Below are 23,684 nucleotides of genomic sequence, written 5' to 3' on the forward strand. Positions count from 1 at the left end.
TCTGCGGACAAGGCGAAGCTGTTCAGGCCGCCAGGGTCTCGGGGCGTTCGACCAGGTGGCCGCGTTCGAAGCGGGCGCCTGCACGGACGAGGGCGACGAGGTGGGGTGCGTTCACGGCTCGCCAGCGTGCCTGGGCGGACTCGACGAGCTTGAAGACCATGGCGAGGGCGGCGGTCGCACTGCCGGCGCCGCGGGTGACCTTGGTTCTCAGCCGGACGGTCGCGAAGGTCGACTCGATCGGATTCGTCGTGCGCAGATGGATCCAGTGCTCGGCGGGGAAATCGTAGAACGCCAGCAGCTCGTCGACGTCATCGGTGATCTTCCGGGTCGCCTTGGGCCACTTCGCGCCGTAGGTCTTCTCGAACGCGGCCACCGCCATGAGGCATGCTCACGGTCCTCAGCGTTGCAGATCTCCTGCAGGGCCTTGCGGGCACCGGGCTGAGCCGATGACGGCAGGGCGTTGACGACGTTGGCCGTTTTGTGAACCCAGCACCTCTGATGACGGGTTTCGGGGAACACCTCCGCGAGGGCCTTCCAGAAGCCGAGAGCGCCGTCGCCGACGGCGAGGGCGGGAGCACGCATGCCTCGCCGGGCGGCATCGCGAAGCAGATCGGCCCAGGACTCGGCGGACTCGCGGTAGCCGTCGGTCATGGCGATCAGCTCCTTGGTGCCGTCCGCCCGCACGCCTATCACGACCAGCACGCAGGACTTGGCACGCGTGAGGCGGATGCGCAGGTGGATGCCGTCGGCCCACACGTAGACGTAGTCGGTGGTGGACAGATCGCGCTCGCCGAAGGCTTTGTGGTCGGCCTGCCGCTGCGCGGTCAGCCGGGTGACCGTGGCGGGCGACAGCCCGGCGGCGGAGCCGAGGAACTGCTCCAGCGCGGGCACGAAGTCGCCCGAGGACAGGCCGTGGAGGTAGAGCAGGGGCAGCACCTCGCTGATCTTCGGGGATTTGCGGCACCAGGGCGGCAGTATCGCCGACGAGAACCGCTTGCGCTCGCCGGTCGCCTCGTCGACGCGCTTGTCGTTCACCCGTGGCGCCTTCACCTCGACGGTCCCGGCCGCAGTGGTGACCGACCTGGGCTGGTGGTAGCCGTTGCGGACCACGAGCCGTCGCCCGTTCTCGTCGCGTTGATCGGCCAACTCAGCTATATAGGTGTTGGCTTCGGCCTCCAGGGCGGCGGCCAGCATCCGGCGGGCGCCATCGCGGACGATCTCATCGATGAGAGAGCCGTTCGGTGTGATGCCATCGGCGTTGACTACGCTGAGCATGGGCGTGCCTTCCCGACCCGCGCGGCTACGCGGGCCTACTCGATACCAGTCGATCGATCACTCGGGAAGGTACGCCTTCCGCGCATCAACCCGAGCCCGATCCATAGGTAATGAGCATTACTCGTTGCCCAGTCTGGTGACCGAGTCGCCGATCCGGACCGTGCCGGGTTCCAGGACGTCCAGATATACCCCAACGCACGACAGCCGGCCCAGGTCGAAGACTGGTATGCGGTGCTCGCGGGCGACCGCACGCATGATGCCGGGGTCGGGTGGCAATTCCTCCTGAGCGAGCGTGGGAATCACGCACCGGGGTGTGGGCACCACGGCCCGGAAGAGAGCCTCGCCGATGCGTAGACGGGAATGTATCCAGGCGTCCTCGGGGAAGCCTGGCCCGTCGGGTGTGTCGATAACGAGGTTGGGTCGGAAGCGGCGCGGGTCGAAGTCTCCGGTGGGGTACGTGGCCCGCAGCCGCGCCAGGGCGGTTGTGGTGACGAGGTGGACTGTGCCGTAGTCGAAGAAGGTCCCCGGTACGACCTGGCCGGAGGTGATGGCCGCTCCAGTAGCGTCGGTGGTTGCTGTGCTCCGCACGACGTCTGGGACACCGCCCTCGTATCCGGGCACCGCCCGCTCGAGCGCGCCGCCATGCTCCCGTGGAGTGGCCGACAAGGAAACGTGGCGGCCCAGCAGCTTGGACAGCCGCGCGTCCAGGTCAGGGTCTCCGGCCGACAGAACGATTCCGTCCGGCAGCTCGACCACGACCGTGTCGGTGCTGGTCAACCTGCTGCGGCAGCGGAGCAACGGGCCCCACTTGCGGGGGTGTTTAGCGCTGCCGACTGTGCCCGCATCGTCGAGAACGGCACACACCCGGTCTCCGCACAGCCCGCGTTCGGTGACCGCCACGCTTGTCAGAGCCTCGCCGACCATGGACTTCACCGGATAACGGCGTAACGCCGTCACAATTCCCATGGATCAATCATGGGCGCTGTCACACCGGCCCGGGTGCGTTTTCAGATCAGGGTGGTGGCGTCTCTGACGGGACTGCGATTTCGGTACGGCCGTCGTAGACCACCACCTCGGAGGCGTGCAGCAGGACAAGGGACCTGGCGGCCGATGAACCGTACCGGTACCGGGTAGTGGCTCTGTGATCTGCGCGTAGCGGTCGACCCGTGGTGTCAGCAGCCACCCGGTCTCGATGTGGTCTTACGGCAGCGGCTGCAGCAAGGGTTTTTCGATGGCGAAGTACTCGGCGACGGTGCGCGGGCACTCGCTGATCCGCCGCTGGTCGCCCTGCTGGCCACGCATCGATTTGGGCGTTGAGCTCGGCCGGGTGATGACGTCGAGGACGGGCACCAGGTGGTGGCGGTAGAGTCGGCCGACTCCGCCTTCGACGCCCCCTTTTCGGAAGTACCGGAGTGGATCAGGTGAGTTCGACAGCGTCCCCGAGTCGCACACGCCCCGGCTGTGCGACCGTGGCCAGTGCGTCCAGCCGCATGTCATGTGCCTGCGCGATGGCTCGCAGGATCAGCGGGGAGTGCGGCAGGTCCTGCTGGGCCTCGTTGGTCATCACGCACCGCTCGCTGGAACGTTCGAACCGTATACGCAGAGTGCCGCCGATGCGGGCAGCGCTGTCGAGCCACTCGTCCTCCACGAACGCAGGTGTGCCCGGTGGTGTCCGCACCAGCAGGTTCGGCCGGAAGCGGCGCTCGTCGACGGGCACGCCTGGAACGGCCGCGCGGACCCAGTCAAGGGTGGCGGTGGTCAGGAGGCTGAGTGGGAGCTGGTCGAAATGCGAGACTGTGCCCTCGCGAGCCACTTCGACGTCGTTCCGGCCCAGATAACGCCGCACGAAGGTAGTGGGATCCAATACCGGCACGCCGTCCGGGTCCAGCAGCTCAGGAACCTTTGTAACTGCTCCCCCGGAGTACCGGGACCGCAGCTGTAACAGTCCCGGCATGCGCCGGAACCGGCGCGTGTTCTTGCCCGAGCCGAACTTGCCCTCGGCATCCCGCACGGCGTAGAGCCGGTCGCCGACGAGGCCCCGGGCATCGACGGCGACCTCGTCCAACGGCTCACCACCGGTGGACTTGATCGGATACCGCCAGATCCGCTCTATCGTGCCGAGCACCGTGCCCATGCGTCCATCCCTCCCATGAGTTGCTCCTCAGTTGGCTTCCGCTGCCACCCGCACCCCGAAGCCGATGAGCACCACGCCCGTCACTCGGTCCAGCAGGCGCCGGACGCGGGGCCGTTCGAAGACCGAGCGCGCCCTGGAGACGAGGTAGACGTAGCTGCCGAGCCAGGTCAGGGTCAGTGCCGCGTGCAACAGCACCAGCAGTCCCATGCCGACCGCCGTGGGCAGTCCGTCCGGGGCCAGGGTCGGCAGTAGACCGGTGTAGAACACGGCGATCTTCGGGTTCAGGACATTGGTGGTCAGGCCCGTCAGGTACGCACGCCCAGAGCCAGTGGCCGTCGGCTCGGCGGTCCTCGGCGCGGAGCCGCGGCTTTGCCACAGCACCTGCAGACCGAGGAAAGCCAAGTACGCGGCACCCAAAAACTTGAGAATAAAGTACGCCTCCGCCGAGGCCTCAAGGACCGCCGCCAGCCCGACGACGGTGAACGCGCCCCACACCAGTAGCCCGGTGGTGATACCGGCAGCGGTGCGCAGGCCCTCCGACCTGCCGGAGGCGATCGCGCGCTTGGTGACCACGGCCATGTCCGGCCCCGGCACCACGGTCAACAGGCCGAGCACTCCGGCCGCCGCGGCAATCTGCGTCCACATGGGAGTCAGTGTGCTGTGGCACCATCACACTTCGTGTGTGACAACGATCACGGTCGCCCCTCCTCCCGCGTGAGTTCAAGCCGACCACCGAGTAGGTCATCCTCGCGGCCGCCTGTCCAGCCCCTGCCGCTCAATCACCTCGATCGCCAACTACAGGTGGCGCCGCCAGCCCCGAGGTGGCTTTGTACACGAGAACGGAAGTCGTTTGTCGACGGCTTCGGGAGTCACCGCGTGGGCCGGTTCCTTGATCAATGTCTATGAGTTCGGGAGTCACTCACGGCCCGATGGGTGGTTTGTGCGACATCCCGTGAGTCGTTGAGGTACAGGAAATCCTGGCAAGATTGATCTCGGCCGGAACGACAGGCCGAGGAAACGCGGCCGGGCGTCCCGGACGAGCGACTACGACTCTGCGGTCAGAGTTCGCCGCGGCGTGCGAGCTGCTTCACCGCGTTCTCACGGATGATCTCGTTCTCGGCGTCGCGCAAGCCCTCGAGGGCTTCCCGGGCCTCCGGGCCGGGAATGGCGCCGAGAGCCCAGATCGCCTTCACCGCGAGCGCCCGGTTCTCGTCCCAGTCCAGGCGCTCGGGAACCCAGCGAGTCGCCAGGGCCAGCGTCGGCACCGTCCTGGGCGAGTGGAGCGTCCCCAGCAGGGACACGATGTCCTCGTGGTCCCTGTGCCATTCGGCAGGGAACAGCTCGATCAACAGCTCCAGGAACTCCTCGACCGGGGCGCCGGAGGCGGCCTTGACGATCAACGCCATCTCGACGTCGTCGGCGTCCTGGCGCTCCACGGCCTCCCGGAACAGCCGGAGCGCGAAGGCCCCACCGTCGGACTCGCCGAAATGGGCGAGCACCTCGTCGAGCGTACGCGTCGGACCGTCACCCAGTCCGACCGCCAGGTCCATGATCAGATCCTGCTCCTCAGGGGTCATCGCCTGACCCCCTCCCATGCGTTGAACGCCCCAGCTCTTGGGTGGACACTAGCAAGATCATTCTCAGCGGTGCCTCCCGAACTCGTGAACATCGGCCTGGCCGCCAAGAGGGCGCCTTCTGAGCTCATCGACAAACGACTCCCGTTCTCGCGAACAGAGCCACCGAGGAATTGCGCGCGGTCGGAACACCACCTCTTCACCAGCATGACGGGGATGTGGAGGCGGCAGAGTACCGAGTGTGGGTGCGGGCGCCCTCGCCGACGATGACCTTGAGGTCGGTGAAGTAGTCGAGACGGACCTGACCGCACCGGCCGCACGGAGGAACAACTCCTCGGTCGCGGTCGCCCACGGCGACGATTGCATCCAGCGTCCAGGGCCGGCCGGCCGTTGACCATGCGGCCCTCATGACCGTCTCGACCGGTGCCGCTGCCCGCCCTTGCCTCCACTGCTCGCCCGGCGGGAGGGGCGCTCTGCGGCAGGGGCGGCCCACCGAGTACAGCTGGGGCCTTGCCGAGGATTCGACCTGGTCAAGATCTCCTTCGGAGTGGTCGCTGGAGCCGGTGCCCTGGCCTGGTGGTTGCCTACCGGCGCCAGAAAATCGACAAGGATGGTCCTTCCCGGTCGGCCACGTTTGTCATGACGTCTTCGTCGGCAGCTGAGGGCGTGGGGGTTGCCGGAGCCGGTTACGGGCCAGCACCAGGCGGATGATGGCGTAGACGAGGTAGATGCACGCATAAGCGGCCGTGGCTGTCCAGGCCGTTTGGTCCATGGTGAAGACACCGCCGGCCCCCTTGTCTGCGCCGAGTTGGTAGGCGGCCAACAGCAGGAGAGAGCCTGGGACGAGGCCGGTGAGGGTGCGCAGCACGTAGCGTGCGTGTGGTGGGCCCAGGCGCGCGCGGCTGAGGACTTCGAAGAGCGCATAGGCCACGATGACCGGCCACACCCACAGGTGGTGAGTGACGAGCGTGACCGCACTGAATATGAAGAGCGCCCAGCCGAGGATCGCTACGAAGTCGATGTGGGTGGACTGTGTGGTGCTGACCGTGGTGCTGGTCCCGTGGAAGGAGCCCACGGTATAGGGGCCCGTCATCGTGCCGGAGTGGTAGTCGTGGGTCACCGAGTTCCCAGTCGAGCGGCTGACGGGAGAGCCGAGGCCTGCGGACGTGGCGAAGGCGACGAATCCCAGGCCTGCGGTCGGCCATGTGGGGGAGCTGAGCAGGACGCCGGTGACCAGGGGGACGAACCAGCCCGCGTGCTGCGACAGGCCGTCCCACGCTTGGGCTGAGCGGCGCGCTTCTCGGAGGTGGTCCTGCAGGTGGTCGATTACGGTCAGCAGCGTCTCGCGCTGCTGCTCCGCGTGCTGCAGGCGGCTCTCGGCAGTCGTGAGGTAGAGGGCTGCAACCTGGAGGGCCTGGTGCTGCTCGGCGTTGCGCGCTTCCATGTCCTCCAAGAGACGCCGGTACTCACGCACTTCGACCAGCAGGGAATCCTTGATGTACCGGTAGACCTCGATCTCCTCACGTGAGTTCGACATCTGCACCCGCACCATGTGAAATTCTTCGTCGATCACTTCGAGCAGCCCCACAGCTGTTGCCCGCTCACGCAACGCGGCCCGCCGAAGGCAAAGCAGGTGCTCGCGCCTTTCGGCACCTAAGGGTTTGCCCAGTTGGGAACCGACACTGGCCAGGCAGTCAATGAAACTTCTGGAAGCGATGGTGTTGTCTTTTCCGGACAGGAAACGATTAACCCGTGTGCGCTCCCAGGGAACATCGTCGCGGGCCGCGAACGCCGCCTGGCTGAGCGATAACTCTGCGAAAGCCTTTTTCAGCTCGCTGGTGTAGGCGCTCAGGGCGTCCATCCATCCTCCTGCTGCATGCTCTCTTCTTGCCGCGCACCGAGGCCGCTGCGGAAGCGCATGCTACCGAGCCTCAACCACCCATTCGCTTGATCTTGAAAAGTCGCAGATCACCGGGGTGTGCGCCCCTGGCGCACACCCGATCGAGGCCGAGATTCTTGCCCCAACGACCGGATGCAGCATGGGACTTGGGAGAAGGCCTTGGCAGGGCAGTGGGACCTGTGGAACTTCGTCATTCACGACATCGGCAGCCAGATCGTCTCCGGGCTTCTCATCGCCGCCATGGGGCAGGGACTACGCAAAGCGGTGACCATCTGGCGCCGGCGAAGGAACGACCACGGAAGGCAGGACGCCCCGGAATAAAAAGACCGACCGCATCCTCGACCGTCAGCCTTTCGCCACGGCGCTCGCCCACCCGCACACGATCACTCACACACCGGATTACTGCAGGTGAAATGCCCCATTGTCATCATGCAGAGGAGATCGAAGCCTTCGACACCATTACCTGACCGCCTCCCGGAACCAGCTTTCATCGCGAGATGCCCATCCGGGAGCAGTGATAGGGGGCAAGCGGGCGCGGGCGGGAACTGCGTAGATGGGAAGCCGGGACGAAGGCCACCGGCGGTCTTCGTCGCAGAGGCTGAGGGCGCCGGTGGCCTTCTCTCGAACACGAAGCCGAGGCGCGCGAGCTCACTACGGACACACTCCAGCAGCTGGCCGACTTCGCGCTGGACTGGGCGATGGCATAGCCACCGCTCTCCAGGGTGGCAGGCCTGCTCCCGGTTGTCCCACACTCGTGAATCGCGAGAGCACCGGCCAAGAGGGCTTGGAGATCAGACAGCTTCTGCAGCTGACCTCCAACTGGCAGGGTGTCAGCCTCTGGGGGCTCGTCCGTTTTTCAGGTGAACTTACCGCTTTTCATGGGGAGGGGCGCTAGACGTCCTCCTACGCTCTTATCCGGCACGAGCAGTACGAACACGGTGTGCCTGCCCTCTTTGGGCTCGATGACCGTCGGGGGTTCGCATGAGGCCGGGACAGACCGGTTGGGGGGGCTCATGGCACGCCGTTCGTATCGGCTGGTCATGGGCAGCATGTGGGTGGGGCAAGACTCTGGGGCTGGGATGCGTGCTTGCCGCCGCGATGAGCGCGAGCGGGACGGCGGTACTGTTCCTTCCAGTCGGCGTCGGAGTGCCGGCTGCGCACGGTCTGGCCGCCCTGTCCCTGCTTGGGCGTGCCAGAACGGTTACCGGAAGGGTGCGTCTGCGCCTCGCACTCTTCGCGGGTTCTTTGGCAGCGGGCGGCCTTCACCACCTCGTCATCAGTCAGCTCCCTCCCTCTCGAGGAGGGCCCGCTGGCGGGCTCCACGTCGTCCTCCAGGTGCTGGCGCTCACCGGAATCGTCCTGTGCCTGGTGGTCGCGATCGCCGGACTGGTGATCGCGGTTGCGGACCGCGGGGCGACGCTGGTCTGGCTGCGGCGAGTCCTGGACGGATGGATGATCGCCGGCTCCCTGCTCACACTGGGCTGGGTGCTGCTGCTGAATCGTGCCGACCAAAGCGGCGATGCCTTCGGGTCCTTGCAGGATCTGGCACGCGTGGCGACGGACATCCTGGTCTTCGGACTTCTGGTGGCACTGCGCTACTCCCTGAAGCGTCCCGAACGCACTGCGACAACGGTAGCCGCCTTGGCCCTCATCGTGTTGACCGCAAGCGACATGCTGCGCATCCTCATGCCGGCCTCCGGCACCTGGTACGGCGTTCCTTGCGCGGCGGCCTGCTCGATCACTGGCCTGCTCCTCATCGCCGTTGCCCCATGGCTGGCCGGAGGCACCAGCGTCGTGGACGTCGACCAGCGCATCATGCCCGTTGTCGGGGTCGTGGCCGCTTTCGTGCCCGTGGCCATCTGTGTCCTGGCCTTGACGGCTCACACCATGGCCGGAGGCCGCACCGACATGGTTCTGCTGGTCCTGGCGGGTTTGCTGCCCATCTCGCTCGGTATCCGCCAGGGCATCATCCACGCCGATCACCTGCGTATCACTCGCGAAGCCACCACCCGGGAGGCGCTTTACCGCGCCCTGGTCGACGGCACCCGCGACGTGATCACCATCGTCAGCCTGGACGGCCGCGTGCTCTACGTCAGTCCTGCCGCCCACCACGTCTTCGGTTACCGGCCTGAGGACCTGCTGGGTGCCCGTCTGCCCCTGTACTGCCACCCCGACGACCTGACGCCGCTGATGCAAGCAGTCGAGACGCTGCGGCAGGAAGCCGCATCAGGCATCCGCGGTCCGGGCCGCCGCGTGTCCTGCCGGGTCCGCCACGCCGACGGACGTTGGCGTCACGTCGAGTCGACGGTCAGCCACCACACCGAGGGAATGATCTTCAGCAGTCGCGATGTGACCGACCGGGTCATCCAGCGGGAACAACTCGAGCACCTGGCCTTCCACGACGCGCTCACCGGACTGCCCAACCGGGCCTTGTTCGCCGACCGAGTCGCGCATGCCCTGCTGAAGCGGACCACGCGCACAGCCCCGCCCGCAGTGCTCTTCATGGACCTGGACGGCTTCAAGGCTGTCAACGACTCGGCCGGACACGCGGTGGGCGACGCTCTCCTGATCCACGCCGCCCGCCGGATCCAGGCATCCGTACGGGCTGAAGACACCGTGGCCCGCCTCGGCGGTGACGAGTTCGCCGCCCTCCTGGAAGGAGAGGCCGGGACACACCCCTCACGTGCCAAAGACGTCGCCGAGCGAATCCTGACTGCCCTGACACAGCCATACCAGATCGCAGGCAAAGAGGCACTCGTCTCGGCCTCCATCGGCATGACACTAGCCCTGCCGGACGTCACACCGGACGAACTCCTCCACCAAGCAGATCAAGCCATGTACGAGGCGAAGAGAACAGGCAAAGGCCGCATCCGCATGCACATCCCGCAGCCCCGCCAAACCCGCCACAATCCGTCACCCGAGGCCGACTCGACGGCCAATCCGTTCCAGGCGTCAGACGAACCGTCTGCGCACGGTCTGGGATAGCGACCCCGTGCTGCCGGTACCCCAAACCCCTGATCCCAGCCTGATCGCCCAGCATGGACTGGACATCGCCATAGCCACAGGCCAGAGCTCGCGGGAGCCGGTCGGCAAAGCGGAGCATGACCGCGATCACGCTCGCGGACCACCCAGACGCTCGCTCTGCGGCGCGGGACCAGCCGTGTGCCTGCATGGTCTCGGTCTCTACGTCTGGTGTCCCACGCCGAAGCCCCACATCCAGTGGACGTTCATCACCCTCAGGGCCCGCCGCCTAGCCCGCCCCCGCCGCGAAGCCGAGGCAGCCCCGACCACCCTCGCGATAGGCGTCCGGAAGCCCACCTGCTGCCGTTCGGCTGCCCACCCATCGACGCCCAGGCGAACGGCAGACAGGACTGCCCATCACTGGCGACGCTGCCTAACCAGGAGACCAACCAGCACGGTGCGGTCAGCTCGGCTCTCGCACGACCGCCACCTGGCCCGGCGGCACGGAGGCCGTGCCGCCCTCGACCGGCTTGCCCGTCAGCAGTTGGACGGCCCTTCCCGTCGCGACGGGAACCGGACGGCCGGTGCCGATGCCGAACGAGCACCGGTGTGGTTCGGGAGCAGCGCGGCTCACCGGCCGTCATCAGATCTGGTTGGTTCACGAGCCCGGCGTCACCAGCGTCGCACCGGTTTGTCACCGGTCCACCAGTTGAACGCGACCGGGCGAGGCAACGCGACGGGGGCCCCTGCGTAGCCGGTCCTGTTTCATCCAGGACCAGCGCCTGCCTCGTCGTCGAACGGGGCGCTCCCGCTGCCGGCGATCTGCAGCTCGCTCGAGTAGAGGTCACCGCCCAGCTCCGGCGAGGGCAGCGCATACCATCACCACGAGCAATGCGCGTACGCCTCCTTCCATGTGGGCTCGGTGGCAGGCTTGAACGCCGGGCAGCGTCCCGCATCCGACCCTGTCTGTCCTCCGCAGCGGGAGGTCGCCAACCTCGCGCCGAAAACGGCCCAGCCCCTATTCACGCGACGGATCCGTTCCCTCGCCCAGGAAGAGCACCTCGACGCACTCCCGGTCCTCAACGTGCATCTCGGCGGCGCGGATCGTCCGCTCCTGCCCTCGAGGAAGGAGGCGGATCCGCACGTCATCGCCGTGATGCAGGGCAGCAGCCAGCCGCGTGGGCACACCTCGCAGAACACCACCCCATCGGGGCCCTCCAGCCCCAGGGAACGCCCCCAGCCAAGCCTCGATCTCAATCTCTTCTTCCCCCACCCGAAGCAGCACACGAGACACGCCTTCACCCTGTCCTGCCTCACCGCCCTCGGCGAGAGCCCGCGCCACCCGCCCACCTGCCCTCACCCTGTTGGGCGACCGACCGCCAAGAAGGGCGCTCTAGCCAGGCAGCAGCGCGCACCGCGACCGCCTGCAGCATCCGTTGGCTCGCCTGCCCCCGCCCTGGGATGTGGTGCGGCGGTTGCCGCGGTCAGGATTCCCGCAGGGCCGTGTGCCGCGCATAGGCAAGGCATTCCTCTGCGAACGCCAGAACCTTGAGATGGTAGGCGCGGGCGGTCCAGCCGAGGCTGATGTTGTGGCCGGCGTGAGGCAGGCGGTCGACGACGACGCGCGGGGCGGCGGACAGCCGTGCGGTCAGATCCGCGATCGCCTCATCGTCGTGGCGCCACCATGCCTCATGCTCGGCGAAGGTCAGCCGGACGGGCACGCGGACGCGCGGCAGGATCACAGCCGACAGCCGTGTCCAGCCCGCGACCGTGCCGACCTCATGGGCAGGCATCGGTGCCACCACCGGCTGGCTCACCTGGAATGTCTGTACTGGATACGAGCCCAGCGGCCCCCAGTTCAACCGCCGCAGGCCCACACCCGCCTCACAGCCGACCAGGCCGGGGTTCACCGCAAGCCTGCGGCCGCACCCCGAGACATCCACGCCCAGCAACTCGCGCACGCTCCAGTCAGCGGCGGCGGCGAAGGCGACCTTGGCTCCGAAGGAATGCCCCAGCAGCAAGGTGCCGGCACTGGGTGCGTGGCGGGCAGTGAAGGCGGCTATTGCGGCCCGCACGGTAGCTGCTTGCGCGGTCAGTCGCTGCCCGCGGGGAAAGCGGCCGGCTGACGCACCGTAACCGGGACGGTCCAACGCCAGCACCGTATAGCCCAAGCGCGCACCCAACGCCAGCAAGGACACATCCGGATGCGCCTGACCATCGAAATACCCGGCATTCATCCCCCCGCCGTGCAGCGCAACGATCACCGCACGCGCACAACCATCCGCAGGCTCACTCATCAAACCGGACAGCGTGACGCCGTCCGCATCGACGCTGACAGGCCGTACACCCGGGGATAGCTGCCTGCCATGCACGTCTGGTGCAGCCGGTATTCGGGCGGCGACCTGCACCACCGGGGCATCACCCACGGCACAGACCCCGACAGGGCCGGGAACAGGCACACGCCGAGACCGCCCTGCAAGCCGCACACAGCACGCCAACCCCTCCACGATCATCCCGAGCCGGACCGAAGCCAAGGGCAGCGCCCCGCACTCCATCCTCCAAGCCGCACCCCGCACCAGCCAGCCCGCTATCCCCCATCCGTGGAACAACCACATCCGCGCGCCCGGCGGGCGCCGATCGCTACACCACGCGGCAGAACAGGCCCCACGAGCTCGGCGTCGGCTACGCCACCGAGGCGCAGTAGCGTCCGTTCTTCATCCCGCCCGCCGAACGCGCACCCTCCGAATAGTGCACGTCGGCATCCCACCGACGGACACCGCAATGTCGGATCCCGCACCGACGCCCACCGTCACTCACAACAGCGCGGCGCCTGCTGCGTCGGTCCAGAAGGCAGCCGAGAACAAGACCAGGGCCACGAAGGCCTCCACGCGGTGACCGCGAAACCTGTAAGGCGCAGAACTGCCTGCCGGGCATCGCAGTGTCCGTGTGACACAACGGCGCCGCAACGCGCTATAGACAATGACCCGATCATGAGGGTCAAGGAGCCCGCCCTCTGTGGAGGGGGCAGCGGGCTCCAACGTGCAGGTGGAGACCGGTTCCCCCCGTGACAGGTCTGCCCTGCACGCACAAAGCGGCCAGGTCGCCCACCCGCAGCAGGGCACCCGTGAGTGGACGCGGTCCGTGATCCATTCAGTCGAAGGCGATATGACGGTCCATTGAATGCACAGCCAGGCAGGTGACGGTGAGGGGGCGACCGTCCTGGCCACGGGGCGTGTCCGTGCCCGCGCATGCCGCCCTGCTGTAACTGTGGCCGTCATGGGGAAATACAACGGACCGGCGCGCGTGATCGCCGATGGAGTCCCATACGAGGTGAGCGCTCAGCTGGTGTCCTTCACGGAGTACAAGGCGCTGGTCTCCGACCCCCACGGCGGTCAGGAACACGTCCACTCCGGCCACACTAGGTGGATCGGCACCCTCCACACCAGGACCGCGGCCGATGCATGGACCATTCGCCGGGCTGACGACCTGGTCCTCCGAACGGAGGGGGATTGGGAAGGCCGCTTTACCGTCACCGGCGGCGGCCGGCTCGACTCGAGCGAGCTGAAAATCACCGGAAGCGGAAACCTCCCGTTTGGCGACACGCCACAGCATGACCAGTTGTGAAACAGGCCCAGGTGCGCCCCACCCCGCGAAAGAAGGTGGGCAACTCATCCTCTAGCGGCCAGGGGTACCGGACGAAGCGCCCCGGCCGTCGCACCGGCGGCCGGAGCCGCGCAGGCTCGCAGCACGGCACACTTTCACAACGAGCCCTATGAAGGCGGGCCAGCTCCGTGGCCTGGCGTCCGGCGGTCACGAGCCGTGGTGCAGCCAGCGCTGAAGGGTGGCGTTGATGCCGTCGGGCAGCGCGCTGAGCTGCTCGATGGCTTCCCGGTCCCCGGGGCAGGGCGGAATGCCGGCCGCGGTCAGGGTCGCGTTCAGTTCCAGGCGCCGCTGGTCACGCGGCGTGATCGCAGCCTTGAGGCGCTCGATGGGATTGGGCGGCGGAAGGAGAAAATCATGGTCCTCGCCCCGGCCCCACCAGCCCTCACCGCTCGCATCGCAGGCGTAAGGGTCGACGAACGTCTCGGCACAGTCGTATGGGAAAGCAACGCGGCTCACGGGCACCTCCGGATGCACGGGGATCACATCTGCTGGACAGGAGCCGCCAGGTGCCCCCGCTGGTTCCGGCACGGCCGATACACCACGCCAACGGCGTCATCGGCAGCTCATCGAACAGTCACACCAGCAGGCCAGCCGAACACTCCCCGGCGTCAGCTCACATGTCGACCGAGCTGTTACTCACTCTCAGGCTGTCCGGGACGGACACGACGCTCTGGCCGTACCGGCGGCGCCGGGCCGCACTGGAGTCGCTGTTCGCCGCGCGCCAGCTGTCGGCGCCGTGGGCACTGTGCCCGTCGACCACCGACCCGGACACCGTGCGCGAGTGGCTGACATGCTCGTCCGCTTCCTCGTACCGCGGGTCGTTATCTCAGGGCCCGTTGGAGTGAACCCGCAAGCAACCCTGCCCGGCGGGCGTCCGGTGGCCGCTATGTGTAGTGCCATGATCAAAAATGTGATGCGTGCTGCGGCCGTCGCCGCACTAACCCTCCTGCCCATGGCCGCTCCGGCTGCCGCGTCCAGTGAGGCCAGGGTGGCGCGGGCCGCGATCGACTGCCCGTCCGGCTACGTGTGTATCTACCCCGAGATCAACTTCGGCGGTCAGCCTTGGGTGAGGCGGGCGGCGGACGGCAGCGTGAAGGACCTTCCCTCCGCGATCCGTGACCGCGGCAGCTCGATCCGCAACAACTCCGACCGCACCGCCCGGGTGTATGAAAAGCGCAACCACAGCGGCCGATGGGTGTGCGTCACGCGCAGCGGCGGCTCCATCCACGACCTTCGCAGCTACAACCTCAACGACCAGACCCGCTCCCTGAAAATCAACCGCAACGACTGCGGCTGACCACCCACAGCCCGCGGCGGATCTGAGCCGGTTGGCCGCCCCGGCCCGCCATGGGCTGTCGGCACATCGCCGGCCCACGCCCCGCCCCATGACTGGGGGCGGCCGCGGTTTCCTACAGGGGCCGTCGTCCGGTGATGGCGCCGCCGGGGTCGTCCAGGAGGGCGATGCGGGCGGTGATGCGTTTGCCCACCGGCTCCCGCTGCGCTTCGAAGCCCTGGGCGACGGCCATGACGATCTCCAGGCCGTGCTGGCCCACCCGCCCGGCGTCGGCGGCCCGGGCCACCGGCAGTACCGGATCGCAGTCCCACACCACGATCTCGACCGTGTCGCCGGTGACGCGCAGGTCCATCAGCACCGGGCCGGGTGCGTATTTGCGGGCGTTGGTGACCAGCTCGCTGACCACCAGCCGGGTGAGGTCCATGGCGCGCTGCGATATGGGCAGGCCGTGCTCGGCCTGGACGCGGGTGAGGAAGTCCGCGGCGAGGTGGCGGGCGCGGGCGATGCACGTACCGTCACCTTCCAGGGCCACCGTGGTCTGTATGGCCCGCTCATCCGGTACCGCGCCGTCCTCACTCACCGACACTGGTTCCATCACGGCCCGCCTCTAATGCCCCGTTCACACCCCCGCGCGTACCCGCCCACGTGCGGCACACGCCTTACCCCTCGTCCCAAGGCCTTGCGCGCACTACGCCGGGGCAGCAGTCCAGGTGCAAGTCTTGACGTGCCAGTATGACGGACATGCCTGAGGAACCCATGACGGACGCCGAGAAAACCCAGCAGCCCCGAGGGCTGTCGGTCGTGGTTACCGCCGCCGACGGCATCCGCGTGCTGACCCTGGCCGGCGAGTTCGACCACCACACCGGCGCCCCGCTCAGGCAGGCCCTGGACGTCCCGACACCGCCCGGCCCCGCATCGTGGTCGATCTGAGCCGGGTCACCTTCATGGACTCCAGCGGCATCAACATCCTCATCGCCGCCCACCAGGCCGCGATTAGCGCTCAAGGGTGGCTGCGTCTGGCCGGCGCCAAGGGATCGGTACTGCGGGTCCTTCAGCTCGTCGGCGTGGACCAGGTCATCGGCTGCCGTCCCACCCTCGAGCAAGCTCTGACCGCCTAGCGTCACGCTCATTGCGTCAGCGGCCCAGCGCTCCGCCTGCTCTACGCTTCCGCGCCGGGAGCATCCTGCTGGTGTGAGCGCCGCTGCACGGCCGCGTCCAGTTGCCGCCCCACCGGCTCCGGCAGCGCCTCCCCCAGCGCCCAGGCGATCACCGTCTCAGCCACCGTGTGCAGCTTGATGTTGGTGCGCTGGGACACCTCACGCAGCACCTCGAACCCGGCCGCCGGCGCAAGCCGGTGGATCGCGATCAGGACACCGATGGCCTGGTCCACCCTCGCGTGGGAATCGACGGCGTGCCGCAGCTGCGCGTTCTCCCGCTCCAGGCGGGCGGTCGTGGCGTCATCACGTGTGCCGTCGAGTGAAGGCCGCGGCACGCGGGAAGTCGTCATGCTGGTCTCCATACAGGGCAAGGCTTCCCCGTACGCCTGCCCCCCACCGCGACAGCAAGACACCCCCACCGTGGCGAGAACATCACACAAGAGCTGCTCTTCGCCGTCCAAAGAACGGCGAAGAGCCTCCAAGGGCTGTAGACCCAACATGCGTGGAACTCGGCTGAACCGACAGCCGCCCACCAGCCCGGCAGTGAGATGAACGCCGTGGAGAAACTGGGTTCAGTGCCCGCAAAAGCAGTGAAGAAACCAGGGAAATCGACCGTGTGTTCCTGCATTCGCCGGGCACCAGGAGCGACGGAGGTTGATAACTATGGTTCCCTTGCTTCTCGTTCTTCTCCTGGCTCTGATCCTCTTCGGCGCGGGCTTCGCGATGAAGGCACTGTGGTGGATCGCCGTCATCGTGCTGGTCGTCTGGCTGCTGGGCTTCGTCATGCGCTCCGCAGACACGGGCGGCCGCAAGGGCCGCTGGTATCGCTGGTAACCCGCCACACAGCAACATGCCTGGGGGCCCCGGATACATCCGGGGCCCCCAGGCATGGCCCGGATCAGGACATCCCTCCGGGCAAACGGTGTAACTACCACCCTCCCGGGAACCGGGCCTCATAGCTGGGGCCCGGTGAAGCAGTGGAACCTGCGCCTCCAAACCACCGGACCCCAGCCACCCCGACACCCCTTTTGGAGGCAAGGTGGCATCCCAACGGTGGGTGTCCGGTGCGCTGCTCAGCCTCGCCCGCGCGGTGTGAGTTCGGGCGGGGCCTGCCCGGTCGTAGGCCGGCCGAGCAGTCCCGGCTCGAGAGTCCGGGCGTGCGGCGCCCTGAAAAGCCTGGCAGTGATACCCGTGTCAGCACCAGGCGCAGGCCCACTGCGTCCGGGGACTACCGGGCATGGGGCGGGACGTGAGGCAGTCGCCCACCAGCCACGTGGCGCGGCGTGATGCGGCTTGCACAGCTGGGGCGGTGGTGCCAAGGACGCGGGCGGCTGCGGCGTCGTCCAGTCCTGCAACCTGGCGCAGCAGCAGGGCATCCGCGAGGTCTGGGGGCAGCGCGCAGAGCGGACGCCGGATGTCGTCAGTCGCGGGCCCGGCGGGATCCGTCCGGGGATGGTCGGGGATCTGGCGGCGGGCGAGGGACAGGGCCCAGACGCGGAAGTCAGTGTCGTCACCCTCGAAGGTGAAGACCTCGTGGGCGATCACCTGCCACACCTCGGAGGCCGCGTCCGAGGCTGCCTGGTCGTCGCCGATCCGGGCGGTCAGGTAGCTCAGCAGCGCGGGGTGGAGCATCCGGTAGACGGTCCTGAAGTCCTCCTCATTACCGAGGCGTGCGCCGGCCACGGCAGCGGCGAGTATCGCGTCGTGCGGCCGGAGGCGCCGCCGGGTGGTGTGTCTGCTCGTTGCCACGTCTGTCTCTCGGTTCCGGTGAAGCGTCATGAGGTGTCGGGTCCGCGCCGCATGACGCCGCTGACGCATCCTTCGGTGCCCGGGGCTCGGGATGGGGCACAGACAAGACTTGGCACCCCACCCGGGGGGATGTGTGTCTCTGCTTCAGTCGTCGCCCTTCTGGGCGTCTTCCGCTTTCTTCTTGGCCTCTTCTTCGGCCTTCTTCCGCTGCTCCTCTGCTTGTTTCCGTTCCTCCTCGGCTGCCTTGCGCTCTTGCTCTGCCTGCTTCTTCGCCTCTTCCTCGTCGTAGCTGTGGTCGATCACCGGTGCGGAGGACGTGGGCACCGGGGGTTCGGTCATGGGCTGCTGCCAGGTCGGCGAGGAGGTCGCGGTGGGGGTCGGGCTCGAGGGATGCGGCGACGCACCGCCGCTGTCGTCCGCGGAAAGGGCGGCGCCGACGGCTGCCGAGACTCCGAACACGATGACCGCGCCGATGCCGAGCAGGGCCTTGCCGGACGGCGCAGGACGCCGGGCACTTCGGGTGTGTGCCACCGCCGGGAGACCTTCCGTCCGGGGCAGGTGCACCGGCGGGGGCGGAAGCGGCGTGGCTGCGGGATGCATCTGCTGTGCGGGCCGGGCGGGCGGGTCAGCGGGGTTGGCCAGCCAGGTGGCGGCCTGGTCGGCGGTGGGGCGCTGCGCGGGGTCCTTGACCAGCAGGGCCAGTACGTAGTCGGCGAGCGGGGCCGGTATCTCGGGGCGCAGTTGGTGGGGCGGGATCGGGGTGGCGTCGACGTGCTGCTGGACGACGGCCAGAGAGGTGGCGCCGGTGAACGGCGGGCGGCCGGTGAGCAGTTCGTACAGCACGCAGCCCAGCGAGTACACGTCCGAGGCGGGCTCGGCGGGGCGGCCCAGGGCGCGCTCGGGGGCCAGATAGGCGGCACTGCCGACGATCTTTCCGGTGGCGGTCATGGTGCTGGCGGCGTCGTCGGCGAAGCGGGCGATCCCGAAGTCGGTGATCTTCACGGTGCGGTCGGCGGTGAGCATCACATTGGCGGGCTTGATGTCCCGGTGGATCACGCCCTGGCGGTGCGCGGCGGCCAGCCCGGACGCCGTCTGCGCCGCGATCTCGGCGGCGTCCTGCGGGGCGAGGGTGCCGCGCATCGATCGCTCCTGGGCCAGGCTCCAGCCCTCGACGAGCTCCATGACCAGGTAGAGCCGGCCATGGTGGGAGCCGAAGTCGTAGACACCCACGAGATGAGGGTGGTTGAGGCGGGCGGCAATCTGGGCCTCCAGACGGAAGCGCTCGCCATCGGTCGCCGCCACCTGCTCCTGCTGGTCGGTGTGCAGGAGTTTCACTGCGACCGGCCGGTTCAGGGTCTGGTCGGTGGCGCGCCAGACCTCGCCCATGGCGCCGCGCCCCAGCGGTTCGTCGAGCTGGTACCGGTCCGCCACAAGCACGTGCACAGCCATCCTTCCCCCGAGAACTCCGCATCGCCCGACGCCGGAATTCATGTGCAATGAGCAGTTTTACGCCGGTGCGTGCCACAGCGTACAGAAGCGCAGACATCCCGTTCCGGCCGGGACCGGCACCGGGGGCACGCAGCGGCTGCCGGCAAGCCGGAGCCCCAGGTCATGCGGGCTGCGCGGGGCAGGCAGGCGACGGGGGGTGCACCTGCCTGCCCCTGCATGACGAGTACCCGCTCACGGGGGAGAAAGCGGGCCTCACAGAGCCGCCCTCGCGGCCCACCTGCTACAGCGCACCGAACGCCGCAGATGTCACACCCGACCCAGGGGGCCTGCCCGGGTCGATGGTGGTCGACTCTGGAGGCAGCAGCGCGGAACTCCGGGTCTACTACCGGCCCTCCGCCGCCCGCCACCGAGGCCAACAAGCCGCCGTTTTCAGCTCAGAGACGTTGGCCGCCTGGGGGCGGGACAGCCCGCAGCAGCTCCCACAGCGGCCGTGAGCCCGACGCCCATTGCTCGTCGCACAACGGGGGTAGTTGCCTAAGCACCCTTTCGGCTTGCCCGGTCAGGTCCGCCGACGGAAACGTCGAGTCTCCCTCGACCTCATGACCAGTGCCTGACCTGCGACGGGGCCGCCCCCGGAGGCCCCGCTGCACCGGCCCGGAGGTTCCGCCACCGGTGCGTCGCCGCCGTCGTCCGTCCGACAGATCCTGTGACCGTGCCCCCACCGGTGAGGCCGGGTGTAGCCCGGGCGAGCCCCACGTGCGTTGAGCTGCCACCTGGACGTGTGCCAAGAGCTCGGCTCCCGGCATTGAGGGCAGGCCGGATGCCGCTCACTGCGATCCGGCCGCCCACCCCGACGGCGACGGCTACATCAACTTCCACGACTGAGACGACCGCACCCGGCCCCGGGCCGACTGCCCAGCCCGCCTCGGCTCTTGGGGTCAGGGCCGGCCGGCTGAAGTCGAGGAGCTCCTGCTCGACCATGCCGGGAAGCTCGCCGCCGTGCAGCCGCGCCGACGTCATCACCCGCCTCTCCGGCGGCGGCCGGGAACCCGGCAGTACCACGCCGCGGGTTCAGAGGGTCCAGTCGCGTGAGCACAGGACGAGGAAGTACCCGTCGGGGTCGGCCACGGTCAACGAGGAGCAGGTCGTCCGCTGTCGGGGTGGGTTCAATCGGCCGTTCTGGGTCATGGGTGAGTTCGAGTGTCAGGCGGCGTCCGGCGGCCCGACCATGAGCAAGTCGTGTTCGCCGGGGATCCGTTCAGTGGTACGCCATATCATCTCGAGTCCGAGACCCGCTACGGAGAAGCGTTCTGCGGCGGCGCGGTCCCTCGAGGGCCGGGCCATGCGGATCCGGGTCGTGGAGTCGATCATGCGGAAGCCTCCAGAGCGGCACGCCAGGCAGGGCTGTCGACATAGTGGTTGTCGAAGCGCTCCGATGACTCGGCGATCTCCTTCGGGTCAGCCTCGCCACGCATCACCCGGCCGAGCAGGCGGAGGTAGTCGAACCTGCCCATACCGGGGGTGAAGACGAACAGGACATCCGCTTCACGGCCCGGGGCAGCCGCGAAGGCGTGCGGGGTGTGGGGTGGCACCGCGAGGAAGTCGCCTTGCTCCAGGACGGTGACTTCCTCGTCCACCAGCACCTGCAGAGCCCCGCTGATCACGAAGAACAGTTCCGATGCGCGGGTGTGGAAGTGGGCCGGCGCCCCTGTCCCGCCCTTCGCGAAGGTGGATCGGTAGCTGGTGAAGCCGCCTGCGGTGCCGTCCGAATCGGCCAGCAGGGTCATCACACTGCTCGGGTCGGAACAGGTCTCGGCATCCGCATGGCGGGTCAGCACCGCCGCAGACGGAGTGTTGGTCGCGGACATGGTGGGTGTCTCCTCGTTCATGGTCATGCTCCTAGGGTCTTGAGGTCGCTTTCGTGCGCGCGTGCGAGGTCGGGGCGAGGTCTGGGCTGGGTGTTTCAGCCGCCCCGCGTGATCAGGGCCGCGATGTCCGGGCCGAAGGCACCGCTCAGCCGGCAGCAGAGGTTGAGATTGGTGTGGGCGGATGGAAAGCCTGGGGAGGTGGTGGCTGCCGGAGCAGCAGGAATGGTGCGGCTCCAGCAGCTCACGATGACGCTTATCAGGTGTTACGCGGGTCATGCTCGGCGTGCGGGACGGGGGGTGGTGTCGACGTGGCAGCAGGCGCGGTAGTGTCTGGGAAGCGTCGCGTGCCGGTGGCAGACCGTGTCAGGCATGGAGGCGCCGAATCGAAGGAGGCCGACGATGCACGCGTCGCACCCTTCGCTCTCGCGTGACTGAGCGCGAGACGACCAGGCTCGTCGCCTGGAGCCAAGAACTCCGTCGGGTGCACCACCGGCTACGGGAAGCGCTGTCAGTGACCCGCGCCTCTCTCGCAGACGGGACCCCCGGTCAGGCGGCCACCCGTGAACTTCTGCTGTATTGCCATGGCTTTTGCACGGCGCTCGACGGCCACCACCAGGGGGAAGACCGCACCCTGTTTCCGGCCATCGCAGCTGCGCATCCGGAGCTGCGCCCGGTGTTGCGCTCGCTCGAGCAGGATCACTCGATGATTGCCCACCTGATTGGCAGCCTCCGTGCCGCGGTCAACCGGGCCGCGCCGCCTGAGGAGCTTGACCAGCACCTCGAAGGCATCGCCGCGATAATGGAGAACCACTTCCGATACGAGGAGCGGCAGCTGCTCACTGTGCTCGAAACCCTTGAGCTGGCAGCCGTACCCGGAGAGGTGCTGGGCCCGTTATGACTCCTGACCGGATAGGTGGTGGCGGTGACCGCCACCTTCAGAATGATCAGTGTGAGCGCGGTCACGCTGCGGCGTCCTGCGGGTACCAGCGCAGTTCCACCGTGTTGCCGTCCGGGTCCTGGACGTAGACCGATGTGGCGGTGCCCCGTGCGCCGAAGCGGTCGATGGGACCTTCCAGGACGGTGAAGGCTTCCGAAGCGATGAACTCCTCCCAGTCCAGCGGTTCCACGGTGAGACAGATGTGGTCGACGTTGCACTCTCCCCGAGGGCGGCTGACCAGGTCGATGATTGTCTCCGGGGTGATGCGCACCGATGGGAACGGGATCTCGCCGGCTCGCCACTCGGCAACGCGTACCGGTTCCAGGCCGAGGAGTCCGGCGTAGAAGTCCAGGGACCGATTGACGTCTTCGACGTTGAGGACCAGATGGTCGAATGCCTTCACGCGCAGTGAGGGCAACCCGGCTTGGTCGCCGAGGCTCCGTGCGGGATGGCCGTGCTCCCGCAGGAGCTCGTCGGTACGGGCCGGGCAGGTGGTGACGTCCGAGACGTTCATGGGCTTCCTTCGATGGTGGAGTCCAGGTGGGCGCCATTTACGATCCGCTGTGGGGAGTCCGCCATCAAGGCAGGATCACAATACGGTCGTTGAGCCTGATTCAACGAATGGGGGATCGTGCTGGAGCGGGTGGAGATCGAGACTTTCCTGACGCTTGCCGAGCAGCTGCACTTCGGCCGTACCGCCGAGCGCCTGCGCGTCACGACTGGGCGGGTCAGTCAGGTGATCAAGAAACTTGAACGGCGGATCGGCGGCATGCTGTTCGAGCGGACCAGCAGAACGGTTCGACTCACGCCGATCGGGCGGCAGTTGGCCGATGACCTGGTCCCCTTGGTCACCGGGATGGAGGAGGCGCTCCGAAGGGCCACCAATGCCAGTCGCGGTGTCACGGGAGAACTGCGGGTCGCCTTCCTCGGCGAGTGGACGGCACCTGCACTCCTGAAGGTGGTGAGTCTGTTCAGCGAGCGCCACCCCGATTGCAAGGTCGATGTACGGGAGGTTCAGCTGTCCAACTCCCGTGCGAGCCTGCTTGACGGCTCGATAGACGTCCTCGTTGCTTCGTTCCCTTTCGATGGAATGGCCTGTGGGCCAGTACTGCTGACGGAGAAACGAGTACTCGCCGCTGCGGCCGGGCATCCGCTCGCCGGCGAGGAGTCGGTGTCGCTCGAAGTGCTGGCGGAACACCCCGTGGTGCAGTACCCGGAGGTGACCTCAGCGGGGTTCAAGCGGGATCGCACGCCGGACTACACCCCGTCGGGCAGGCCAGTTCCCAAGGGGCCGACCGGAGGATCGTTCTCCGAAATGCTCACGCTGGTTGCGATGGGCAGGGGCGTCCTGCCGGTCGGAGAACATTCCCGGCGTTACTACCCTCGACCGGACGTGGTCTATGTGCCTCTGCACGACGCACAGCCGATCGAACGGGGACCGGTCTGGCTGGAAGGGAACACCACAGAGCGCGTCCGCGAGTTCGTACGGGCTGCGGCGGATATTACCAAGAAGCCGATGCCATGAGTGTGCTGGCGGAAGTCGCACAGACTCTGGACCTGCGGGAGCTTGTGGAGGTCGTCGCGTCTGAAGACCTCGTAGAGCCTCTCGGCATCGGCCTGGATCCCGCGGACCGGCTGGCTTGCTTTGAGAAGTGACACACGCGCCGCCGTGTCAGCTTCGGTGAGCGATCCAGTTCGAGACGCCGTTCGACGCTGGGAGCGA

At 67.8% G+C, this 23,684-nt stretch carries 25 protein-coding genes and 1 pseudogene; 10 read left to right on the top strand and 16 right to left on the bottom strand.

Features of this window, described 5'->3' with window-relative positions; genetic code table 11:
• Positions 1-22: 22 nt before the first annotated feature.
• The 7 genes and pseudogenes from QC385_RS14165 to QC385_RS14195 form a co-directional block, all read right to left on the bottom strand.
• Positions 23-1,275, bottom strand: a pseudogene (locus QC385_RS14165) (IS256 family transposase).
• A gap of 117 nt (positions 1,276-1,392) precedes the next feature.
• Entirely contained in the window at positions 1,393-2,241 is an 849-nt protein-coding gene (locus QC385_RS14170; RefSeq protein ID WP_279541676.1) for an MOSC domain-containing protein, read from the bottom strand.
• A gap of 234 nt (positions 2,242-2,475) precedes the next feature.
• A complete protein-coding gene (locus QC385_RS14175) occupies positions 2,476-2,625 on the bottom strand; it encodes a hypothetical protein (protein ID WP_279541677.1) in 150 nt (49 codons plus the stop codon).
• 67 nt (positions 2,626-2,692) lie between these two features.
• Positions 2,693-3,409 carry an MOSC domain-containing protein gene (locus QC385_RS14180; RefSeq protein ID WP_279541678.1) on the bottom strand — a complete coding sequence of 239 codons (717 nt, stop codon included), beginning with the start codon at positions 3,407-3,409 and terminating at the stop codon, positions 2,693-2,695.
• Positions 3,410-3,436: 27 nt separating this feature from the next.
• A complete protein-coding gene (locus tag QC385_RS14185; protein ID WP_279541679.1) occupies positions 3,437-4,054 on the bottom strand; it encodes a LysE family translocator in 618 nt (205 codons plus the stop codon).
• A gap of 413 nt (positions 4,055-4,467) precedes the next feature.
• Positions 4,468-4,986: a HEAT repeat domain-containing protein gene (locus QC385_RS14190; protein WP_279541680.1), complete on the bottom strand. Its 519-nt coding sequence runs from the start codon at positions 4,984-4,986 to the stop codon at positions 4,468-4,470.
• 634 nt (positions 4,987-5,620) lie between these two features.
• Complete coding sequence (locus QC385_RS14195) at positions 5,621-6,844, bottom strand: hypothetical protein (protein WP_279541681.1); 1,224 nt, start codon at positions 6,842-6,844, stop codon at positions 5,621-5,623.
• A 198-nt stretch (positions 6,845-7,042) separates the two neighbouring features.
• On the opposite strand from QC385_RS14195, the gene QC385_RS14200 reads away from it, so the two are divergent.
• Positions 7,043-7,204, top strand: coding sequence for a hypothetical protein (locus QC385_RS14200; RefSeq protein WP_279541682.1), 162 nt, complete (start codon positions 7,043-7,045; stop codon positions 7,202-7,204).
• Positions 7,205-8,218: 1,014 nt separating this feature from the next.
• Positions 8,219-9,868, top strand: coding sequence for a sensor domain-containing diguanylate cyclase (locus QC385_RS14205; protein ID WP_279541683.1), 1,650 nt, complete (start codon positions 8,219-8,221; stop codon positions 9,866-9,868).
• 439 nt (positions 9,869-10,307) lie between these two features.
• On the opposite strand, the gene QC385_RS14210 is transcribed toward QC385_RS14205, so the two are convergent.
• Together QC385_RS14210 and QC385_RS14215 are read right to left on the bottom strand one after the other, a co-directional pair.
• Complete coding sequence (locus QC385_RS14210) at positions 10,308-10,478, bottom strand: hypothetical protein (RefSeq protein ID WP_279541684.1); 171 nt, start codon at positions 10,476-10,478, stop codon at positions 10,308-10,310.
• An 850-nt stretch (positions 10,479-11,328) separates the two neighbouring features.
• Complete coding sequence (locus QC385_RS14215; protein ID WP_443032901.1) at positions 11,329-12,255, bottom strand: alpha/beta hydrolase; 927 nt, start codon at positions 12,253-12,255, stop codon at positions 11,329-11,331.
• Between the two features lie 865 nt (positions 12,256-13,120).
• Between QC385_RS14215 and QC385_RS14220 the strand changes: the two genes are divergently transcribed.
• Positions 13,121-13,468, top strand: coding sequence for a hypothetical protein (locus QC385_RS14220; RefSeq protein ID WP_279541685.1), 348 nt, complete (start codon positions 13,121-13,123; stop codon positions 13,466-13,468).
• Between the two features lie 186 nt (positions 13,469-13,654).
• On the opposite strand, the gene QC385_RS14225 is transcribed toward QC385_RS14220, so the two are convergent.
• A complete protein-coding gene (locus QC385_RS14225; protein WP_279541686.1) occupies positions 13,655-13,963 on the bottom strand; it encodes a hypothetical protein in 309 nt (102 codons plus the stop codon).
• A gap of 334 nt (positions 13,964-14,297) precedes the next feature.
• Here QC385_RS14225 and QC385_RS14235 point away from each other — a divergent pair, with 334 nt between their 5' ends.
• Positions 14,298-14,804 carry a peptidase inhibitor family I36 protein gene (locus QC385_RS14235; RefSeq protein ID WP_279542059.1) on the top strand — a complete coding sequence of 169 codons (507 nt, stop codon included), beginning with the start codon at positions 14,298-14,300 and terminating at the stop codon, positions 14,802-14,804.
• A gap of 112 nt (positions 14,805-14,916) precedes the next feature.
• Here the strand turns inward: QC385_RS14235 and QC385_RS14240 are convergent, their stop codons facing one another.
• Complete coding sequence (locus QC385_RS14240; protein ID WP_279541687.1) at positions 14,917-15,396, bottom strand: ATP-binding protein; 480 nt, start codon at positions 15,394-15,396, stop codon at positions 14,917-14,919.
• A gap of 146 nt (positions 15,397-15,542) precedes the next feature.
• Here QC385_RS14240 and QC385_RS44005 point away from each other — a divergent pair, with 146 nt between their 5' ends.
• Together QC385_RS44005 and QC385_RS44010 are read left to right on the top strand one after the other, a co-directional pair.
• The gene (locus QC385_RS44005) at positions 15,543-15,731 is read left to right on the top strand and encodes a hypothetical protein (RefSeq protein ID WP_336621286.1); all 189 of its coding nucleotides are present in this window, start codon (positions 15,543-15,545) and stop codon (positions 15,729-15,731) included.
• Positions 15,719-15,919, top strand: coding sequence for an STAS domain-containing protein (locus tag QC385_RS44010; protein WP_336621287.1), 201 nt, complete (start codon positions 15,719-15,721; stop codon positions 15,917-15,919). Before QC385_RS44005 ends, QC385_RS44010 begins: the two co-directional genes overlap by 13 nt.
• Positions 15,920-15,960: 41 nt before the next feature.
• Here QC385_RS44010 and QC385_RS14250 read toward each other — a convergent pair whose 3' ends face one another.
• The gene (locus tag QC385_RS14250) at positions 15,961-16,308 is read right to left on the bottom strand and encodes an ANTAR domain-containing protein (protein ID WP_279541688.1); all 348 of its coding nucleotides are present in this window, start codon (positions 16,306-16,308) and stop codon (positions 15,961-15,963) included.
• Positions 16,309-16,621: 313 nt separating this feature from the next.
• Here QC385_RS14250 and QC385_RS14255 point away from each other — a divergent pair, with 313 nt between their 5' ends.
• Positions 16,622-16,792, top strand: coding sequence for a DUF5670 family protein (locus tag QC385_RS14255; RefSeq protein WP_279541689.1), 171 nt, complete (start codon positions 16,622-16,624; stop codon positions 16,790-16,792).
• 360 nt (positions 16,793-17,152) lie between these two features.
• Here the strand turns inward: QC385_RS14255 and QC385_RS14260 are convergent, their stop codons facing one another.
• From QC385_RS14260 to QC385_RS14275, 3 genes are all read right to left on the bottom strand, one after another.
• Entirely contained in the window at positions 17,153-17,707 is a 555-nt protein-coding gene (locus tag QC385_RS14260) for an RNA polymerase sigma factor (RefSeq protein WP_279541690.1), read from the bottom strand.
• Positions 17,708-17,851: 144 nt separating this feature from the next.
• Positions 17,852-19,156, bottom strand: a complete 1,305-nt coding sequence (locus QC385_RS14265; protein ID WP_279541691.1) for a serine/threonine-protein kinase — start codon at positions 19,154-19,156, stop codon at positions 17,852-17,854.
• Positions 19,157-20,523: 1,367 nt separating this feature from the next.
• Positions 20,524-21,024, bottom strand: a complete 501-nt coding sequence (locus QC385_RS14275; protein ID WP_279541692.1) for a cupin domain-containing protein — start codon at positions 21,022-21,024, stop codon at positions 20,524-20,526.
• Positions 21,025-21,451: 427 nt separating this feature from the next.
• Between QC385_RS14275 and QC385_RS14280 the strand changes: the two genes are divergently transcribed.
• A complete protein-coding gene (locus tag QC385_RS14280) occupies positions 21,452-21,922 on the top strand; it encodes a hemerythrin domain-containing protein (protein WP_279541693.1) in 471 nt (156 codons plus the stop codon).
• A gap of 61 nt (positions 21,923-21,983) precedes the next feature.
• On the opposite strand, the gene QC385_RS14285 is transcribed toward QC385_RS14280, so the two are convergent.
• Positions 21,984-22,370, bottom strand: a complete 387-nt coding sequence (locus QC385_RS14285; protein ID WP_279542060.1) for a VOC family protein — start codon at positions 22,368-22,370, stop codon at positions 21,984-21,986.
• A gap of 222 nt (positions 22,371-22,592) precedes the next feature.
• Here QC385_RS14285 and QC385_RS14290 point away from each other — a divergent pair, with 222 nt between their 5' ends.
• Positions 22,593-23,486: a LysR family transcriptional regulator gene (locus tag QC385_RS14290; protein WP_279541694.1), complete on the top strand. Its 894-nt coding sequence runs from the start codon at positions 22,593-22,595 to the stop codon at positions 23,484-23,486.
• Complete coding sequence (locus tag QC385_RS14295; RefSeq protein WP_279541695.1) at positions 23,483-23,617, top strand: hypothetical protein; 135 nt, start codon at positions 23,483-23,485, stop codon at positions 23,615-23,617. Before QC385_RS14290 ends, QC385_RS14295 begins: the two co-directional genes overlap by 4 nt.
• The last annotated feature ends 67 nt before the right edge of the window (positions 23,618-23,684 follow it).

The organism is Streptomyces sp. DH10, from assembly GCF_029813805.1.
Classification (GTDB): Bacteria; Actinomycetota; Actinomycetes; order Streptomycetales; family Streptomycetaceae; genus Streptomyces; species Streptomyces coeruleofuscus.

Bases quoted from the DNA above. Each gene is read 5' to 3' on its own strand.
- QC385_RS14170 (WP_279541676.1), bottom strand. From the start codon at position 2,241: ATGGGAATTGTGACGGCGTTACGCCGTTATCCGGTGAAGTCCATGGTC.
- QC385_RS14180 (WP_279541678.1), bottom strand. From the start codon at position 3,409: ATGGGCACGGTGCTCGGCACGATAGAGCGGATCTGGCGGTATCCGATC.
- QC385_RS14185 (WP_279541679.1), bottom strand. From the start codon at position 4,054: ATGTGGACGCAGATTGCCGCGGCGGCCGGAGTGCTCGGCCTGTTGACC.
- QC385_RS14190 (WP_279541680.1), bottom strand. From the start codon at position 4,986: ATGACCCCTGAGGAGCAGGATCTGATCATGGACCTGGCGGTCGGACTG.
- QC385_RS14195 (WP_279541681.1), bottom strand. From the start codon at position 6,844: ATGGACGCCCTGAGCGCCTACACCAGCGAGCTGAAAAAGGCTTTCGCA.
- QC385_RS14220 (WP_279541685.1), top strand. From the start codon at position 13,121: ATGGGGAAATACAACGGACCGGCGCGCGTGATCGCCGATGGAGTCCCA.
- QC385_RS14235 (WP_279542059.1), top strand. From the start codon at position 14,298: ATGCTCGTCCGCTTCCTCGTACCGCGGGTCGTTATCTCAGGGCCCGTT.
- QC385_RS14240 (WP_279541687.1), bottom strand. From the start codon at position 15,396: ATGGAACCAGTGTCGGTGAGTGAGGACGGCGCGGTACCGGATGAGCGG.
- QC385_RS44005 (WP_336621286.1), top strand. From the start codon at position 15,543: ATGCCTGAGGAACCCATGACGGACGCCGAGAAAACCCAGCAGCCCCGA.
- QC385_RS14250 (WP_279541688.1), bottom strand. From the start codon at position 16,308: ATGACGACTTCCCGCGTGCCGCGGCCTTCACTCGACGGCACACGTGAT.
- QC385_RS14255 (WP_279541689.1), top strand. From the start codon at position 16,622: ATGGTTCCCTTGCTTCTCGTTCTTCTCCTGGCTCTGATCCTCTTCGGC.
- QC385_RS14265 (WP_279541691.1), bottom strand. From the start codon at position 19,156: ATGGCTGTGCACGTGCTTGTGGCGGACCGGTACCAGCTCGACGAACCG.
- QC385_RS14275 (WP_279541692.1), bottom strand. From the start codon at position 21,024: ATGTCCGCGACCAACACTCCGTCTGCGGCGGTGCTGACCCGCCATGCG.
- QC385_RS14295 (WP_279541695.1), top strand. From the start codon at position 23,483: ATGAGTGTGCTGGCGGAAGTCGCACAGACTCTGGACCTGCGGGAGCTT.